Below are 15,756 nucleotides of genomic sequence, written 5' to 3'. Positions count from 1 at the left end.
ACTGACATGGCAATCCGACTCGTAACGACGGCGGACTCCCTCCGTGCGCAAAGCCGGCTGCTGCTGACGCAGAAGAACGGCTCGTCGCTGGGCCTCGTGCCCACCATGGGCGCCCTGCATGAGGGACACGGGCGGCTGGCGCGGGCCGCCGTCGAACAGAACGACGTGGCGGTGGCCACCATCTTTGTGAACCCGCTGCAGTTCGGCGAGGCGCAGGACCTGGACCGCTACCCGCGGACCCTCGAGGCGGACATGGCGCTCCTGGAAGAGCAGGGCGTGGACCTGGTCTTCGCGCCGTCGGTCGAGGAGATGTACCCGGGCGGGCAGCCGATGGTCCGGGTCACGTCCGGTCCGCTGGGGGAGAAGTGGGAGGGGGCGTCCCGGCCCGGGCACTTCGACGGCGCGCTTACCGTGGTGGCCAAGCTGCTGCACCTGGGCATCCCGGGCACCGGGCTGCCCGGCGGCAGCGCCTTCGTGGCCGGCTCCGGCGGGGGGCTGCCGGCGTACCGGGCCTACTTCGGGCAGAAGGACGCCCAGCAGCTGGCCCTGGTGCGCCGGATGGTGGCCGACCTGAACTTCCCGGTCGAGATCGTTGCCGTGCCGACCGCACGCGCCGCCGACGGACTGGCGCTGTCCAGCCGGAACCGCTTCCTCTCGGACGAGGAGCGGGAGGCTGCGCTGGTCCTGTCCCGGGCGCTGCACCTCATTGAGGAGCGGGCCAACGCAAACGAGGCCCTCGATGTCGAGTCGGCCAGGGCCCTGATCGAATCCCAGCCCCTGGTCCAGCTCGACTACCTCGACGTCGTGGATCCCGTCACGCTCGAGCCGCTCGCGGAGAACTGCCACGAGACACCCTTCCGGGGTGAAGGGCTGGCACTGGTTGCCGCGAAGGTGGGCGCCGTGCGGCTGATCGACAACGTGCCGCTCAATTCCTGACGGTAAATCTGCCTAATTCCCCGTGTACGGGGAATGGCTCCGGCCACTACACTGTTGGAGTCTGCAGCGGCGCTGACCGCCAGCCACCACATCCAACTCTCCTGAGGGCCTCGCCATGTCTACCAACGTCACGTCCGATTCGCACGGCGAACCCGTCCAGGAGCCGGCCGCTCCCGTTGCAGCCCCGAACGCAGCACCATCCCCGGCGTCGGCCCCGGCCTCGGCACCGGCGTCGGACAGGATGTCCCGCGAGTCCGTGACGGTGATCGTCACGCTGCTGGTGGCCACCTTCGTGGTGATCCTGAACGAGACCATCATGAACGTGGCCCTGCAGCGGCTCATGGTGGACCTGCGCGTGGATGCGCCCACCGTGCAGTGGCTCTCCACCGGGTTCATGCTGACAATGGCGGTGGTGATCCCCACCACCGGCTTCATCCTGCAGCGGCTTTCGACGCGGTCCGTCTTCCTCCTGGCGATGGGCCTGTTCGCCGGCGGCACGGCGCTTGCCGCGGCGTCGCCCGGCTTTGAAGTCCTCCTGCTGGCACGGATCATCCAGGCCGGCGGCACCGCCATCATGCTGCCGCTGCTGATGACCACCATCCTCACACTCGTGCCGCTGGCCCGCCGCGGCGCCGTCATGGGCAACGTGAGCATCGCCATCTCCGTTGCGCCGGCCATGGGGCCCACCGTCTCGGGGTTCATCCTGCAGCAGTTCTCCTGGCGCTTCATGTTCATCTTCGTCCTGCCCATCGCCCTGGCGGCGCTGGCCATCGGTGCCAGGTTCCTGACCAACGTCGGCGAGACCGAGAAGTCCCGGCTGGACTTCCTTTCGGTGGTGCTGACCGTGCCCGCCTTCGGTGGCCTGGTCTACGGCCTTAGCCAGATCGGCGGCGGACACGGCGGCGGCAGCGGCCCAAGCACGCTGGCCGTGGTGGCGCTGGTGGTCGGCGTGGCCGGCCTTGCCGCGTTCACGTTCCGGCAGCTCCGGCTGCAGAAGTCGGAGTCTCCGCTGCTGGACCTGCGGGCCTTCAACTTCCGGATGTTCACGGTCTCGGTGCTGCTCATGGTGGTGTCCATGGTGGCCCTGTTCGGCGCTGTGATCCTGCTGCCGCTGTACTTGCAGGAAATCCGCGGCCTGCAGTCCCTCGAGACCGGCCTGGCGCTGCTGCCCGGCGGCCTCGCCATGGGCCTGCTCGGACCGGTGATCGGCCGCCTGTTCGACAAAGTGGGGCCGCTGCCGCTCACGGTCACCGGATCCTCGCTCATGGTCCTGACGCTCTGGCAGTTCGCAATGCTCGACGCCGGCACTCCGGTCTGGTGGATCGTCACCCTGCACGTCGGGCTCAGCTTCGGGCTGGCCCTGCTCTTCACGCCCGCGTTCACCACCGGCCTGAACCCGCTGCCGCCGCACCTGTACTCGCACGGCTCGGCCATCATGAGCACCCTGCAGCAGGTGGCCGGCGCGGCGGGCACTGCGCTGCTGGTGTCCATCTTCGCCTTCGTTTCCGCAGGCTCCGGCCTCGTTGCAGGCATGAACGCAGCGTTCCTGACGGCAACCGTCATAGCCGTTGCCGCCGTCGTCCTTTCCACCATGATGCGGAAGACTGCCGGCGCCGAAGGAACACCCGCCGCCCACTGAGAGCCACATAAAGCAACGCGGGGTCACTTACCGCCCAATCCGGAGGGTTTATTGGGCGCTAAGTGACCCCGCGTTGGTTTGTCAGCCGGCGAAGAAGTCGCTGAGTTCGGTGATAAGCCGGTCGGGGGCGCGGTTGACGCCGTCGTGCCCGAAGCCCGGCAGGATGGTGTAGCTGGAGCCGGAGAGCACATCGTGGATCTGGCCGCAGGCCACGCCGAAGTAGGCCGGGCTCTTCTCGCCCACGATGATGAGCGTCTCCAGCGGCAGCGCCAGGAAAGGCTCGGCCGGCATGTCCGCGGCGATGATCGCCTTGATCTCCCGGACGCCGGTGCGCATCATTTCGCGCATCTGCTTGCCTACCGTCGTTCCCGCCGTGAGCTTGTTAGCGAGGGTCATCATGGACAGCGGCATGCGGGACGAGAAGGCACTCTCGGCCTCGAGCCCGCGGAGCAGGACGGCGAGGGCACGGTCGTCGTCCCCGGCCGCCGTCGCCCGCTCGTATTCGGTGGTCCAGTCTGCCGTGACGCTGTGGTTAACGGAGACGGCGGGGTCGTAGACGGCGAGGCGCTCCACCGGGAGGGTCCGTGCCGCGTGGATGGCCACGGCGCCGCCGAAGCTGTGGCCGAAGACGTCGGTGCTGTCCGTGTGCTTCATGACGGTATCGAGGTCGCGGATGTCGACGTCCAGGGTGTAGTCCCCGGCCTGTTCGGAGGACAAGCCCCGGCCGCGGCGGTTGAACGTATGCACCGGCCGGCCGAGGGAGGCGCTGAGTTTCTGCGCGAAGCGGGTGTAGTCCGCCGCCGTCACCATGGAGGCCGTGACCACAACCACGCCGGAGCCGGCCGAGGCCAGTTCCTCGCCCGTGCTGAACAGCTCGAGCTTGCCGCCGTCGGGTGTGCTGATGATCTCGCGAGTCATGGTCCGAGCCTATCGGAGGCCGGCCCGTGCTGACAGCCGGAACCTACTTGCGCCGGCGCTTCCGGCTCAGTGGCCGGACGCTTCCGTCGGTGCCGTTGAGGAAGCGCGCTATCCGGAGGGCCAGGCGCTTGCCCGGCCGGATCGGACCCTCGTGCAGCTGGCCCGGAACCACGGCGAAATCGATCGCCGGCACCGCCGACGCCAGCTGCCGGCCGGTGTCCGCAAAATATCCCGGGCTCCAGCCGCCGCTGAGCATCAGCGTGGGGGTGGTCAGTTCGGTGAAATCCGCGAGCTCCGCGTCGGCGTCGAGCACCGCCCGCATCTCCTTCACGGCCGTCGGCAGCAGCTCCCGCATCTCCGCGCCGACGTTGGTCCGGGCCGACATGATGCTCAGCATCCGCAGCGCGCCGAGCGGCAGGTAGGACAGCGGCCCGGCCGTGGCCAGCCCCTGCACCAGGTGCGCCCAGGCGTGGTTGAGCTGCCCCTCCGTCACGGCCTGCTCCAGCTCCGGCCGCCAGCGGTGGTTCAGGTTGCCGGACAGGGACACCGCGGCGTCGTACGTGACGAGCCGGCGCAGCGGCATGTCGCGTGCCGCCTGAAGAGCCACGAAGCCGCCGAAACTGTGCGCCACCACGTCCTCCGAGCCCGTCGTCTTCATCACGGCGGCCAGGTCCCGGATCTCGGTTGCCACAGAATAGTCGTCCGGCTGCGGCGCGGACCCGGCGCGGCCGCGGCGGTTGTAGCAGTGCACCGGCCGGCTCAGCAGGAGGCTCAGGTTGCGGGCGAACGGCCGGTACAGCGCGTCGGTCACCAGCGTTCCGTGGATTATGACGACGCCGGGTGCGGTCACCGGGGCCGGGTCACCTTTCGCGGAGGTGCTGCCGCCGTTTGCCGTGGTGAGTGCGGCGGGCCGGAAGGAGTGCACCTCAAGCCGGCTGCCGTCGTCGTCCGTCTCAACTGTCCACGTCTCCACAGCCCGAGTCTATGCCCCGGTAAACCCGGTAAACTTGATGACTGTGACTTCCCAAAACACCCCCGCCCCCAAGAATGCCCCCGAACCGCTCGACGCCAGCGAACAGATGCGCATCCGCATGGAGAAGCGCGCCAAGCTGATCGAACGCGGGCAGGAGGCGTACCCGGTGGGTGTTGAGCGCACGCACTCGCTCAGCGAAATCCGCGAAAAGTACGCTCACCTGCAGGCCGACGAGACCACCGGCGACGTCGTTGGCATCACCGGCCGCGTGGTGTTCGTCCGGAACACCGGCAAGCTGTGCTTCGCCACGCTGCAGGAAGGCGGCACCGACGGCAAGGGCACCCGGCTGCAGGCCATGCTCAGCCTCGCGAACGTGGGCGAAGAGGCCCTCGCCGAGTGGAAGGCGCTGGTTGACCTGGGCGACCACGTCTTCATCAGGGGTGAAGTCATCTCCTCACGCCGCGGGGAACTCTCGGTCATGGCCGAGTCCTGGTCCATGGCGTCCAAGGCGCTGCGCCCGCTGCCGGTGCTGCACGCCGAACTCAACGAGGAAACCCGCGTCCGCCAGCGCTATGTGGACCTGATGGTCCGCGACGAGGCCCGCGAGATGGTCTACACCCGCGCCGCCATCACCCGCTCCATCCGCGAGACGCTGTTCCGCCACACGTACGTCGAGGTGGAAACGCCCATCCTGCAGCTGGTCCACGGCGGCGCCCTGGCCCGGCCGTTCGAAACGCACATGAACGCGTTCGACCAGAAGATGACCCTGCGCATCGCCACCGAGCTGTACCTCAAGCGCGCCGTGGTGGGCGGCATCGACCGCGTCTACGACATGGGCCGCGTGTTCCGCAACGAGGGCGTGGACTCCACCCACAGCCCCGAGTTCACCACGCTTGAGTGCTACGAGGCCTGGGCGGACCAGTTCGTCATGGCCGAGCGCATCAAGGAGATCATCCTGGACGCCGCGGACGCCGTGGGCGCCGGACGGGTACTGCAGACCGAGGCCGGGGAGATCAACCTCGACGGCGACTGGGCCTGGGTTGCTGTTTACCCCGGGCTTTCCGACGCCGTTGGGCAGGAAGTCACTCCTGACACTCCGCTTGAGGTGCTTCGGGAGATCGCCGGGAAGCACGACGTGAAGGTCGACCCCAAGTGGGACGCCGAGAAGCTGGCCGTGGAACTCTTCGGCGAAATCGTGGAACCCACCCTGCTGAACCCCACGTTTGTCTACGACTACCCGCCGTCCGCCCAGCCGCTGGCACGCCCGCACCGCGAGGACGGCCGGCTCATCGAGGCCTGGGACCTGATCATCGGCGGCATGGAACGCGGCACCGCCTTCTCCGAGCTCATCGACCCGGTCATCCAGCGTGAGCGCCTCACCGAGCAGTCCATGCACGCCGCCGCCGGCGACGTCGAGGCCATGCAGCTGGACGAGGACTTCCTCCGCGCGCTGGAGTACGGTGCGCCTCCCATGGGCGGCATCGGCCTGGGCATCGACCGCCTGGTCATGCTCTTCACGGGCGCAGGCATCCGCGAAACCATTCTCTTCCCGCTGCTCAAGCCCGAAGGCCACTGATGATGGACTACGTCGCGGTACTGCTGCCCTCGCTGGTAGTCGGGCTGCTCTTTTGGTTTGCCATGAAGTCGATTTTCAACGCCGACAAAGCAGAACGCCAGGCCGAAGCGCGCGCGCAGGCTGAAGCCGATGCCCAGGCGGCAGCCACGGACGATTCCCCCGAGCCGCCGGGTAAGCCCGAGCCGCCGAGTAAATCAGACAAATAGCAGGCGACTTTTAATACCCTTCGGTTATCCCCAAGGAACTCTTGCGCGTTTTGACGCGTTGCCTTATTGGGAGAGATACTTCAGGTGGAAACATCCTGCTTTTCTGATTACACGTCCTTTCCAAAAGAGAGATTTTTGATGGCACAGAAAGTCAATATCGTCCTGGTGGACGATCTGGATGGGGGATCTGCGGACGAAACCGTTCGCTTCGGCCTGGATGGCGTCGGTTATGAAATTGACCTGTCCTCAGCCAATGCTTCAGAACTGCGGTCATCACTGGAACGCTTTGTTTCAGCCGGCCGTAAAACGTCCGGCGGCCGCCCTACCCGCGCCAAGGCACCGGGTGGACGCAGCCAGGACTCTGCCCAGATACGCCAGTGGGCGCGGGACCACGGTTACACCGTAAACGCGCGCGGCCGTATTCAGGCAGAAATCCAGGAAGCCTACCAAAAGGCCAATTCCTAGTACGGAGCCCTGACAATCCGTTAGGGCAAAACGTTCTGAGCATATGTGCGGCGCCCCCGGCTGACGGGGGCGCTTCGCTTTAACCGGCAGTTGCCGCCGGCATTAATCAGAACCGCCGTTAATCAGAACCGCCGCCCTGCCGGGTAATCGGGTCTCCGGGTCTAATCCCCGGCCATTGGAACATTCCGTCATCCGTGATTTCCGACACCCGCCCAAGGGAAACGGTAATTGCCCGCCGGGCGGTATCCGGGTGCTATTCAAGGCCTTCTCCGGCATTGCTCCGGCAACGCTGCTACGGCAGCTGCGTGGACCAGTGCAAGCCCCCCGGTTTCCCCTGTGGCGAACAAGCTCCCCAAGTCAGGGTTCCCCCACGTAGCATCAAAGTACGTCGTAGCTAGGAGTGTGGCGAAATGTTTGAGCGATTTACGGACCGTGCCCGTCGCGTAGTTGTGCTTGCCCAAGAAGAGGCACGCATGCTGAACCACAATTACATTGGTACCGAACACATCCTCTTGGGTCTGATCCATGAGGGTGAGGGCGTTGCCGCCAAAGCTCTTGAGTCCTTGAGCATTTCGCTCGACGGCGTCCGCGAGCAGGTGCAGGAGATCATCGGCCAGGGCCAGCAGGCGCCCTCCGGCCACATCCCCTTCACGCCGCGTGCAAAGAAGGTGCTGGAGCTCTCGCTGCGCGAAGCCCTTCAGCTCGGCCACAACTACATCGGCACGGAGCACATCCTGCTGGGACTCATCCGCGAGGGTGAGGGTGTGGCAGCGCAGGTGCTGGTGAAGCTCGGCGCCGACCTGAACCGGGTCCGCCAGCAGGTCATCCAGCTGCTGTCCGGCTACCAGGGCAAGGAAACCACCGGCGCCGGCGTCGGCCAGAGCCAGGCAGAGGGTACCCCCGCCGGCTCCGTGGTGCTGGACCAGTTCGGCCGGAACCTGACGCAGGCTGCCCGCGAGAACAAGCTGGACCCTGTGATCGGACGCGAGCAGGAAATGGAACGCGTCATGCAGGTCCTTTCCCGCCGCACCAAAAACAACCCCGTGCTGATCGGCGAACCCGGCGTCGGCAAGACCGCCGTCGTCGAGGGCCTTGCCCAGGCGATCGTGCGCGGCGACGTGCCGGAGACCATCAAGGACAAGCAGCTTTACACGCTGGACCTTGGCTCCCTCGTGGCCGGCTCCCGCTACCGCGGTGACTTCGAAGAGCGACTGAAGAAGGTCCTCAAGGAGATCCGCACCCGCGGCGACATCATCCTCTTCATCGACGAGATCCACACCCTCGTGGGTGCCGGTGCCGCCGAAGGCGCCATCGACGCAGCCTCGATCCTGAAGCCGATGCTGGCCCGCGGCGAGCTGCAGACCATCGGTGCCACCACGCTGGACGAGTACCGCAAGCACATCGAGAAGGACGCAGCCCTCGAGCGCCGATTCCAGCCCATCCAGGTCAAGGAGCCGTCGGTTGCGCACGCGATCGAGATCCTCAAGGGCCTGCGGGACCGCTACGAGGCGCACCACCGCGTCACCATCACCGACGGCGCCCTCGCCTCGGCTGCGAACCTGTCCGAGCGCTACATTTCGGACCGCTTCCTGCCGGACAAGGCGATCGACCTCATCGATGAAGCCGGTGCCCGGCTCCGCATCCGCCGCATGACCGCTCCGCCGGAGCTCAAGGAGATGGACGAGCGCATCTCCGAGCTGAAGATGGAGAAGGAGTCCGCGATTGACGCACAGGACTTCGAGGGTGCTGCCGCGCTGCGCGACAAGGAGCAGAAGCTCATCACCGAGCGCTCCGAGAAGGAACGCCACTGGAAGACCGGCGGCATGGACGACATCTCCGAGGTGGACGAGGACCTGATCGCCGAAGTCCTCGCGAACTCCACGGGCATTCCGGTCTTCAAGCTGACCGAGGAAGAATCCTCGCGCCTGCTGAAGATGGAAGACGAGCTGCACAAGCGCGTCGTCGGCCAGGACGAGGCCATCAAGGCGCTGTCCCAGGCCATCCGCCGCACCCGTGCCGGCCTGAAGGACCCGAAGCGTCCCGGCGGCTCGTTCATCTTCGCCGGCCCCACCGGCGTCGGCAAGACCGAGCTCGCCAAGGCCCTCGCCGAGTTCCTGTTCGGTGAAGAGGATGCCCTCATCACGCTGGACATGTCCGAGTACTCCGAGAAGCACACGGTGTCGCGCCTCTTCGGTGCCCCTCCGGGCTACGTCGGCTACGAAGAGGGCGGGCAGCTGACCGAGAAGGTCCGCCGCCGTCCGTTCTCCGTGGTCCTGTTCGACGAGGTGGAAAAGGCCCACGCGGACCTCTTCAACTCGCTGCTGCAGATCCTGGAAGACGGCCGCCTGACCGATTCCCAGGGCCGCGTGGTGGACTTCAAGAACACCGTGATCATCATGACCACGAACCTCGGAACCCGGGACATCTCCAAGAGCGTGGCCACCGGTTTCCAGTCCGGCACGGACACCCAGACCGGCTACAATCGGATGCGGGCCCGGGTCACGGAGGAGCTCAAGCAGCACTTCCGCCCCGAGTTCCTCAACCGTGTTGACGACGTCGTGGTGTTCCCGCAGCTGACGCAGGACGAGATCATCGAGATCGTGGACCTGTTCGTGACCCGCCTGGAGAAGCGGCTCAAGGACAAGGACATGGGCATCGAACTGACCAAGGCAGCCAAGGTGCTCCTGGCCACCCGCGGCTACGATCCCGCCATGGGTGCCCGGCCGCTGCGCCGCACCATCCAGCGCGAGATCGAGGACCAGCTCTCCGAGAAGATCCTGTTCGGCGAGCTGCACCCCGGCGACATCGTGGTGGTGGATGTGGACGGCGAAGGCGACGACGCGAAGTTCACCTTCGCCGGCAACGCCAAGCCGCGCATCCCGGAAATCGCCCCGAGCGCGTAACTGCCGGACTCCTAGCCGCACTCCAGCGCCAAGAGGCCCCGCCCGCCCCGAAAAGGGGCAGGCGGGGCCTCCTGCTGTTGGCGCGGTGGCGGCCAAGGTCTGAAAGTACTGTTTCACTAATAGTGAACCCTCCTGTGATCCACGGCACAGAAGGTGTTGAATCGGCACATGTCAACTGAAGATGCAGCGATCCTGCGCGACCAACCGGCGACCCCCTTCCACGACCTGGACCACTACCTGGCGATCCCGCGCGTCAGTGGCCTGGCTCTCAGTCCCGACGGCCGGCGGCTGGTGACCACGGTCGCCACGCTCAACAGCAAGGGCACCGAATACGGCACGGCGCTGTGGGAGCTGGACCCGGCCGGCCAGAAGCAGGCCCGCAGGATCACCCGCAGTGCCAAGGGTGAGGCCGGCGCCGCGTTCGCGGCCAACGGCGACATCTACTTCACGTCCGCCCGGCCGGATCCAGACAAGGAGGCCGACGGCGATCCCGTCAGTGCGCTCTGGGTCCTCCCCGCAGACGGTGGCGAGGCCCGCGTGGTGCTGTCGCGGGCCGGCGGCGTGGACAGGGTCATGGCGGCCAGGGATGCAAACGCGGCCTTCGTCACCGCGTCCGTCCTTGCCGGCTCCGGCGACGAGGAGGACGACGCCGAGCGCCGCAAGAGCCGCAAGGACAACAAGGTGGCGGCCATCCTGCACAGCGAATATCCGGTGCGCTACTGGGACGCGGACCTCGGCCCGGCCCAGCCGCGGCTCTTCGCGGTGGAGCCTGGGCCGGAGCAGGAGTCCGGCAAGCCCGCCACCGTGGACAGCGCGGCGCCCCTCACTCTGCGCAACCTCACCCCGCAGGCAGGGTCCCGCCTCCGCGAAGCCGTCACCGTGGTCAGCCCGGACGGCAAGACCCTCTACACGAGCCTGGCCAAGCCGCTGCCGAAGGCGGACCTGCGCTCGGTCCTGGCCGCCGTCGACGTTGCCACCGGCACGGTGCGGATCCTCCTCGACGGGGAGGGCGTGAACTACTTCCCGGGGCCGGTCAGCCCGGACGGCGGCACACTCGCCGTTGTCAGTGAAACCGACACGACTCCCCAGCAGGCCCCGCAGCTTAAACTGCACCTTCTCGACGTCTCCGGGGAGGCCGGCCGGGAGGACCTGGAGCCGCTGGCCCACGGCTGGGACCGCTGGCCCCACCCGGAGGCGTGGCTCCCGGACGGCTCGGCCCTCCTGGTCACGGCGGACGACGACGGCGCGTCGCCGGTTTTCAGTGTCAGCGTTGCGGCAGGTGCCGCCCGGGGGAGTGCCACCCGGGTGACACCGGACGCGGCGGCCTATACCGACGTCGTCGTTTCCCCCGACGGACGCAGCGCTTACGCGCTGCGAAGCTCGTACGAGTTCCCTGCCGAGCCTGTTCGAATCGACCTGGCCAGCGGGGAGGTGACGCGTCTGCCCTCGCCTGCGGAGCGGCCGCAAACCGAGGGGTCGCTGGAGCGGGTGGAGACGACGGCGGCCGATGGCTCCAGGGTGCCGGCCTACCTGGCCCTGCCAGCGGGGGCCTCCGCCGAGAACCCCGCACCGCTGCTGCTGTGGATCCACGGCGGCCCGCTGGGATCCTGGAACGCCTGGACCTGGCGCTGGAATCCCTGGCTGCTCACTGCCCGGGGCTACGCCGTCCTGCTGCCGGATCCCGCCCTGTCCACGGGCTACGGCCAGGACTACATCCAGCGCGGCTGGGGCGGCTGGGGCAAGGCGCCCTTTACTGACCTCATGGCTATCACGGATTCGGTGGTGCAGCGGCCGGACATCGACGAAAGCCGCACGGCTGCGATGGGCGGGTCGTTCGGCGGTTACATGGCGAACTGGGTGGCGGGGCAGACGGACCGCTTCAAGGCGATCGTGACCCACGCCAGCCTGTGGGCGCTGGACCAGTTCGGGCCCACCACCGATGCGTCGCAGTACTGGCTCAAGGAAATGACGGCGGAAATGGCGCTGGAGAACTCCCCGCACCTGCATGTCGAGAAGATCCGGACGCCCATGCTGGTGATCCATGGCGACAAGGACTACCGGGTGCCCATCGGGGAAGGCCTGCGGCTCTGGTACGAGCTGTTGTCCAAGTCGCAGCTCGCCTCCGACGAGAACGGGCAGACCAGCCACCGGTTCCTCTTCTACCCCGACGAGAACCACTGGATCCTGCAGCCGCAGCACGCCAAGGTCTGGTACGGGGTGGTTGAACACTTCCTGGCCAGGAACGTCCTCGGCAAGGATGTCGGGCTCCCGGCGGACCTCGGCCTCTAGCGGTAAATGTCGCAGCCTCCGACCGGTGGTGAGCATCCCCGTAAGATGGGGCTGTGACTGACTCCTTCACTGTTCGCCCCGCCCGGACCAGCGATGTGGCTGCCATCAAGAGACTGGTGGCGCCGCTGGCGGAGGAGCGAATACTGATGGCCAAGGAAACGGTGGCCTACTACGAGAGCCTGCAGGAGTTCCTGATCGCCGAGTCAGCGGCCGGCGAGGTTATCGGCTGCGGCGCCCTGCACGTCATGTGGGAGGACCTTGCGGAGGTGCGCACCCTCGCCGCCTCGGATGCGTGGCGCGGCAAAGGTGTGGGGCACGTCCTGGTGGAGAGCCTCCTGAAGCAGGCCGGGGCGCTGGGCGTCTCGCGGGTGTTCTGCCTGACCTTCGAGGTGGACTTTTTCAAGCGGCACGGCTTCGAGGTGATGGCCGACCAGTCGGCGGTGGACCCGCAGGTGTACTCCGAGCTGCTGCGCTCGCATGACGAAGGCGTGGCCGAGTTCCTGGACCTTGCCCGCGTGAAGCCCAACACGCTAGGCAACACGAGGATGATCAAGGCTCTCTAGAGCCCGCCGCTACCTCCTCGCGGGATTCCTCGCCCGAATTTCGGAGCGGGATTCCGCGGCGTGCCCTCCGGGCTTGCCGCGCGAACTGATCAAGATCCGCTCAAAGTTCCGCCGCAATATTCCTTTTATTTTATAAATTTGCTGGATAAACTATTGGGGAACCGGAAGGGACAGCATTGGGGGCTGTCCCTTCCGCCGTTTGCGAACTACCGCGCAGCCGGTGCCGGTAGTAGGGTCAAAGCACATCCTGACCGATGTCAATGAAGCACCGAGAGCCCAGGAGCCGGCCGTGAAAAAGCTCATCAATGATCCCCGCGCTGTTGTGGATGAATCCGTGGAAGGATTCGGTCTTGCCCATGCAGACCTTGTTTCTGTCAGCGCCGACCCCAAGTACGTCACACGCAAGGATGCCCCCGTTGCCGGCAAGGTTGGCCTGGTATCGGGCGGTGGCAGCGGGCATGAACCGCTGCACGCCGGCTTTGTGGGGCGTGGCATGCTCGACGCCGCCGTGCCCGGCGCCGTCTTCACCTCACCAACCCCCGACCAGATCATTCCGGCAACGCTCGCCGTGAACTCCGGCGCCGGGGTGGTTCATATCGTCAAGAACTACACCGGCGACGTGCTCAACTTCGAGACGGCGGCCGAGATGGCCCAGGCCGAGGGCGTGGAGGTCCGCACCGTGCTCGTCAACGACGACGTCGCAGTGGAGGACTCGCTGTACACCGCAGGCCGCAGGGGAGTGGGCGGCACCGTCCTGGTGGAGAAGATCGCCGGGGCCGCGGCGGAACGCGGCGACGGCCTCGATACGGTGGCTGCCATCGGCGACCGCGTGAACCAGAACGTGCGGACCATGGGCGTCGCACTCACGGCCTGCACGGTGCCGCATGCCGGGTCCCCGAGCTTTGACCTTGAGGACAACGAGATCGAAATCGGCATCGGGATCCACGGCGAGCCGGGCCGGCACAAGATCGCCATGGAAAACGCTGACGGCATCACTGGCCGCCTGCTGGAACCGATTCTCAGCGACCTCGGAACGGCGTCGGGGGAGAAAGTGCTCCTGTTCGTCAACGGCATGGGCGGAACGCCGCTGAGCGAGCTGTACATCGTCTACCGCCGCGCCGCCCAGATCCTTGCGGACAAGGGCCTCACGGTGGAGCGGTCCCTTGTGGGGAACTACATCACGTCCCTCGAAATGCAGGGCTGCTCCATCTCCGTGCTGCGGCTTGACGACGAGATGACCGAACTCTGGGATGCGCCCGTGCACACGCCTGCCCTGCGGTGGGGCGTGTAGCAGTGGGGCTGGACGTGACCTGGGCCGTCAGGTGGCTGACGCTGTCCGCCCAGGCGATGGCGGAACACCGCGTGGAACTCATCGAACTGGACAGGGCGATCGGCGACTCTGACCACGGCGAAAACATGGACCGCGGCTTCCAGGCTGTCCTGGACAAGCTGGCCGAGAGCCCTCCGGAAACCCCCGGCGCAGCGCTGAAGCTGACGGCAATGGCCCTGATGTCGAAGGTCGGCGGTGCTGCCGGTCCGCTCTACGGCACGGCTTTCCTGCGGGCCGCGACCACGCTGGGGGATACCGCGAATGTGGACGCTGCGGCGCTCGCCGCCGCCCTGACGGCGGCGCGGGACGGCATCGTGGCCCGTGGAAAGGCCGAAGCCGGCGACAAGACGATGGTGGATGCCTGGACCCCGGCCGTTGACGCAGCTGCAGCAGCAGCGGCCGACGGCGACACGCTGGCAGTGCTCATTGCCGCGGCGGAGGCTGCCGAGGCCGGCGCCGTGGCGACGGATCCGCTGGTGGCGCGCAAGGGCAGGGCCAGCTACCTCGGGGAGCGAAGCGCGGGCCACCGGGACCCCGGGGCGGCCTCGAGTGCCCTCATTCTCCGCGCGGCCGCCGGAGCCGCCGCATGACGGTGCGGATCGTGGTGGTTTCGCACAGTGACAAGATTGCCGACGGCGCCGTGGAACTCGCGGCCCAGATGGCGCCGGACGTGATGATGGTTCCGGCCGGCGGGACGTCTGACGGCCGGATCGGCACCAGCATGGAAAAGGTGATGGCCGCGCTGGAAACTGCTGCCGGGGCCGACGGGGTGGTGGTGCTGACTGATCTTGGGTCGGCCGTGATGACGGCGGAGTCAGCCTTGGAGTTCGCCGAGGGCAGCACCCCGGTGCTTCTGGCCGATGCCCCGATTGTGGAGGGCCTCGTGGCGGCGGCGGTGGCTGCCCAGGGCGGCGCCAGCGTTCATGCCGTCCGGCGTGCCGCCGAGGCCACGCATGGCTACCCGGCGTCCCGTCCCAAGGCCGAGGACCACCTGACCGCCGGCGTCCAGGCGGCGGCCACGCAGGCAGCGAGCTCTCAGGCCGGAGGCGGCCAAGCCACGGGCGAACCGGCAGCGCAAGAGCTGGCCACCCCCGACGCCAGCGGTGATTTCCAGCTCGTCAACCTGGCGGGCATGCATGCCCGGCCAGCTGCCAAGATAGCCGGCGGCCTGTCGGCACTGGATGCGGAGGTGACGGTGAACGGGGTGGACGGCGCTTCCATGACGGGGCTGATGACGCTGGCGGCCGGGAAGGGATCGGTGCTGCACGTGGAAGCCTACGGACCCGATGCCGAGCGCGCCGTGGCGTACGTGGCGGGACTGGTCAGCGACGGTTTCGGTGAACCCTGAAGTGTCCGGGCCAGGCTGTACTACCGGTCCTGCCTGAGGCCCGCCGCATCCAGCACAACAGCAGCGGAGATAAACCGTCCGCACTGCTCGCCAAAGGGGTAGCTGGCCTTGGGCTCGAAGCGCAGGGTCCGCGTTGGCATCGGCTTGCCATTCGCGTATTGCCCGCTGGCGGTGACGTCGATGGCGGAGTCGGCCAGGGTTCCCAGTTCGAGCAGCCCGCGCTGGGTGCCGTCCGGCTTGGCCGTTGCCGAGCACGCGCCGTCGGGCCTGGCATCATCCGTGCAGCCCTGGTCGACTGCGACGGTGCCGGGCATGAGGTGCAGGGTGTCCTCCTTGCACTTGCCGTCCTGGCAGGCCTTCAGGTGCAGCGTTTTCACCTGGGGCGAGTAGTCTGCCGCCACGGTGACGGCGACCCCGGATACCTGGGCGATGGCCGGGCATACCGTTTCGAAAGCATGGCAGCCCGAGAGGAGTGCCGTCGTCGTGATTGTGGCCAAAAGTACCCCTGTCTTGCCCATGTCTTCAGGGTAGATCCGCGCTTCGGCGGCGGAACCGGCGGGCGCAAACTGGCGCCCTCATCGTTATCCGGATCGCCGCTGTGGGTGCCTAA

At 67.2% G+C, this 15,756-nt stretch carries 14 protein-coding genes; 11 read left to right on the top strand and 3 right to left on the bottom strand.

Features of this window, described 5'->3' with window-relative positions; translation table 11 throughout:
* Positions 1-6: 6 nt before the first annotated feature.
* Both R5O87_RS11930 and R5O87_RS11925 read left to right on the top strand, forming a co-directional pair.
* Positions 7-936: a 4-phosphopantoate--beta-alanine ligase gene (locus R5O87_RS11930; RefSeq protein ID WP_410554118.1), complete on the top strand. Its 930-nt coding sequence runs from the start codon at positions 7-9 to the stop codon at positions 934-936.
* Positions 937-1,051: 115 nt separating this feature from the next.
* Entirely contained in the window at positions 1,052-2,575 is a 1,524-nt protein-coding gene (locus R5O87_RS11925; RefSeq protein ID WP_410554117.1) for an MDR family MFS transporter, read from the top strand.
* Between the two features lie 81 nt (positions 2,576-2,656).
* Here R5O87_RS11925 and R5O87_RS11920 read toward each other — a convergent pair whose 3' ends face one another.
* Together R5O87_RS11920 and R5O87_RS11915 are read right to left on the bottom strand one after the other, a co-directional pair.
* Positions 2,657-3,493 (bottom strand): alpha/beta fold hydrolase, encoded by an 837-nt coding sequence (locus R5O87_RS11920; protein ID WP_410554115.1) that lies wholly within the window; start codon positions 3,491-3,493, stop codon positions 2,657-2,659.
* Between the two features lie 43 nt (positions 3,494-3,536).
* A complete protein-coding gene (locus R5O87_RS11915; protein WP_410554114.1) occupies positions 3,537-4,466 on the bottom strand; it encodes an alpha/beta fold hydrolase in 930 nt (309 codons plus the stop codon).
* Positions 4,467-4,503: 37 nt separating this feature from the next.
* Here R5O87_RS11915 and lysS point away from each other — a divergent pair, with 37 nt between their 5' ends.
* The 9 genes from lysS (at position 4,504) to dhaM (ending at position 15,146) form a co-directional block, all read left to right on the top strand.
* Positions 4,504-6,042 carry a lysine--tRNA ligase gene (lysS, locus tag R5O87_RS11910; protein ID WP_410554112.1) on the top strand — a complete coding sequence of 513 codons (1,539 nt, stop codon included), beginning with the start codon at positions 4,504-4,506 and terminating at the stop codon, positions 6,040-6,042.
* Positions 6,043-6,044: 2 nt separating this feature from the next.
* Positions 6,045-6,248 (top strand): hypothetical protein, encoded by a 204-nt coding sequence (locus R5O87_RS11905; protein WP_410554312.1) that lies wholly within the window; start codon positions 6,045-6,047, stop codon positions 6,246-6,248.
* A gap of 138 nt (positions 6,249-6,386) precedes the next feature.
* Entirely contained in the window at positions 6,387-6,713 is a 327-nt protein-coding gene (locus R5O87_RS11900) for a histone-like nucleoid-structuring protein Lsr2 (RefSeq protein WP_307099115.1), read from the top strand.
* 410 nt (positions 6,714-7,123) lie between these two features.
* Positions 7,124-9,616: an ATP-dependent Clp protease ATP-binding subunit gene (locus tag R5O87_RS11895; protein ID WP_331570872.1), complete on the top strand. Its 2,493-nt coding sequence runs from the start codon at positions 7,124-7,126 to the stop codon at positions 9,614-9,616.
* 168 nt (positions 9,617-9,784) lie between these two features.
* Positions 9,785-11,905 (top strand): S9 family peptidase, encoded by a 2,121-nt coding sequence (locus R5O87_RS11890; protein ID WP_410554111.1) that lies wholly within the window; start codon positions 9,785-9,787, stop codon positions 11,903-11,905.
* 53 nt (positions 11,906-11,958) lie between these two features.
* Positions 11,959-12,468 carry an amino-acid N-acetyltransferase gene (locus R5O87_RS11885; protein WP_377996580.1) on the top strand — a complete coding sequence of 170 codons (510 nt, stop codon included), beginning with the start codon at positions 11,959-11,961 and terminating at the stop codon, positions 12,466-12,468.
* A 289-nt stretch (positions 12,469-12,757) separates the two neighbouring features.
* Positions 12,758-13,759 (top strand): dihydroxyacetone kinase subunit DhaK, encoded by a 1,002-nt coding sequence (gene dhaK / locus R5O87_RS11880; RefSeq protein ID WP_410554110.1) that lies wholly within the window; start codon positions 12,758-12,760, stop codon positions 13,757-13,759.
* A 2-nt stretch (positions 13,760-13,761) separates the two neighbouring features.
* The gene (gene dhaL / locus R5O87_RS11875) at positions 13,762-14,388 is read left to right on the top strand and encodes a dihydroxyacetone kinase subunit DhaL (protein ID WP_410554311.1); all 627 of its coding nucleotides are present in this window, start codon (positions 13,762-13,764) and stop codon (positions 14,386-14,388) included.
* Complete coding sequence (gene dhaM, locus R5O87_RS11870; protein WP_410554109.1) at positions 14,385-15,146, top strand: dihydroxyacetone kinase phosphoryl donor subunit DhaM; 762 nt, start codon at positions 14,385-14,387, stop codon at positions 15,144-15,146. Before dhaL ends, dhaM begins: the two co-directional genes overlap by 4 nt.
* Before the next feature lie 20 nt (positions 15,147-15,166).
* Here dhaM and R5O87_RS11865 read toward each other — a convergent pair whose 3' ends face one another.
* Entirely contained in the window at positions 15,167-15,643 is a 477-nt protein-coding gene (locus R5O87_RS11865; protein ID WP_410554108.1) for a hypothetical protein, read from the bottom strand.
* Positions 15,644-15,756 lie beyond the last annotated feature (113 nt).

The organism is Arthrobacter globiformis, assembly GCF_046536215.2.
Taxonomy (GTDB): Bacteria; Actinomycetota; Actinomycetes; order Actinomycetales; family Micrococcaceae; genus Arthrobacter; species Arthrobacter globiformis_E.
The sequence above is the reverse complement of the archived record's forward strand: the minus strand, read 5'-3'. Positions and strand labels throughout refer to the sequence as shown.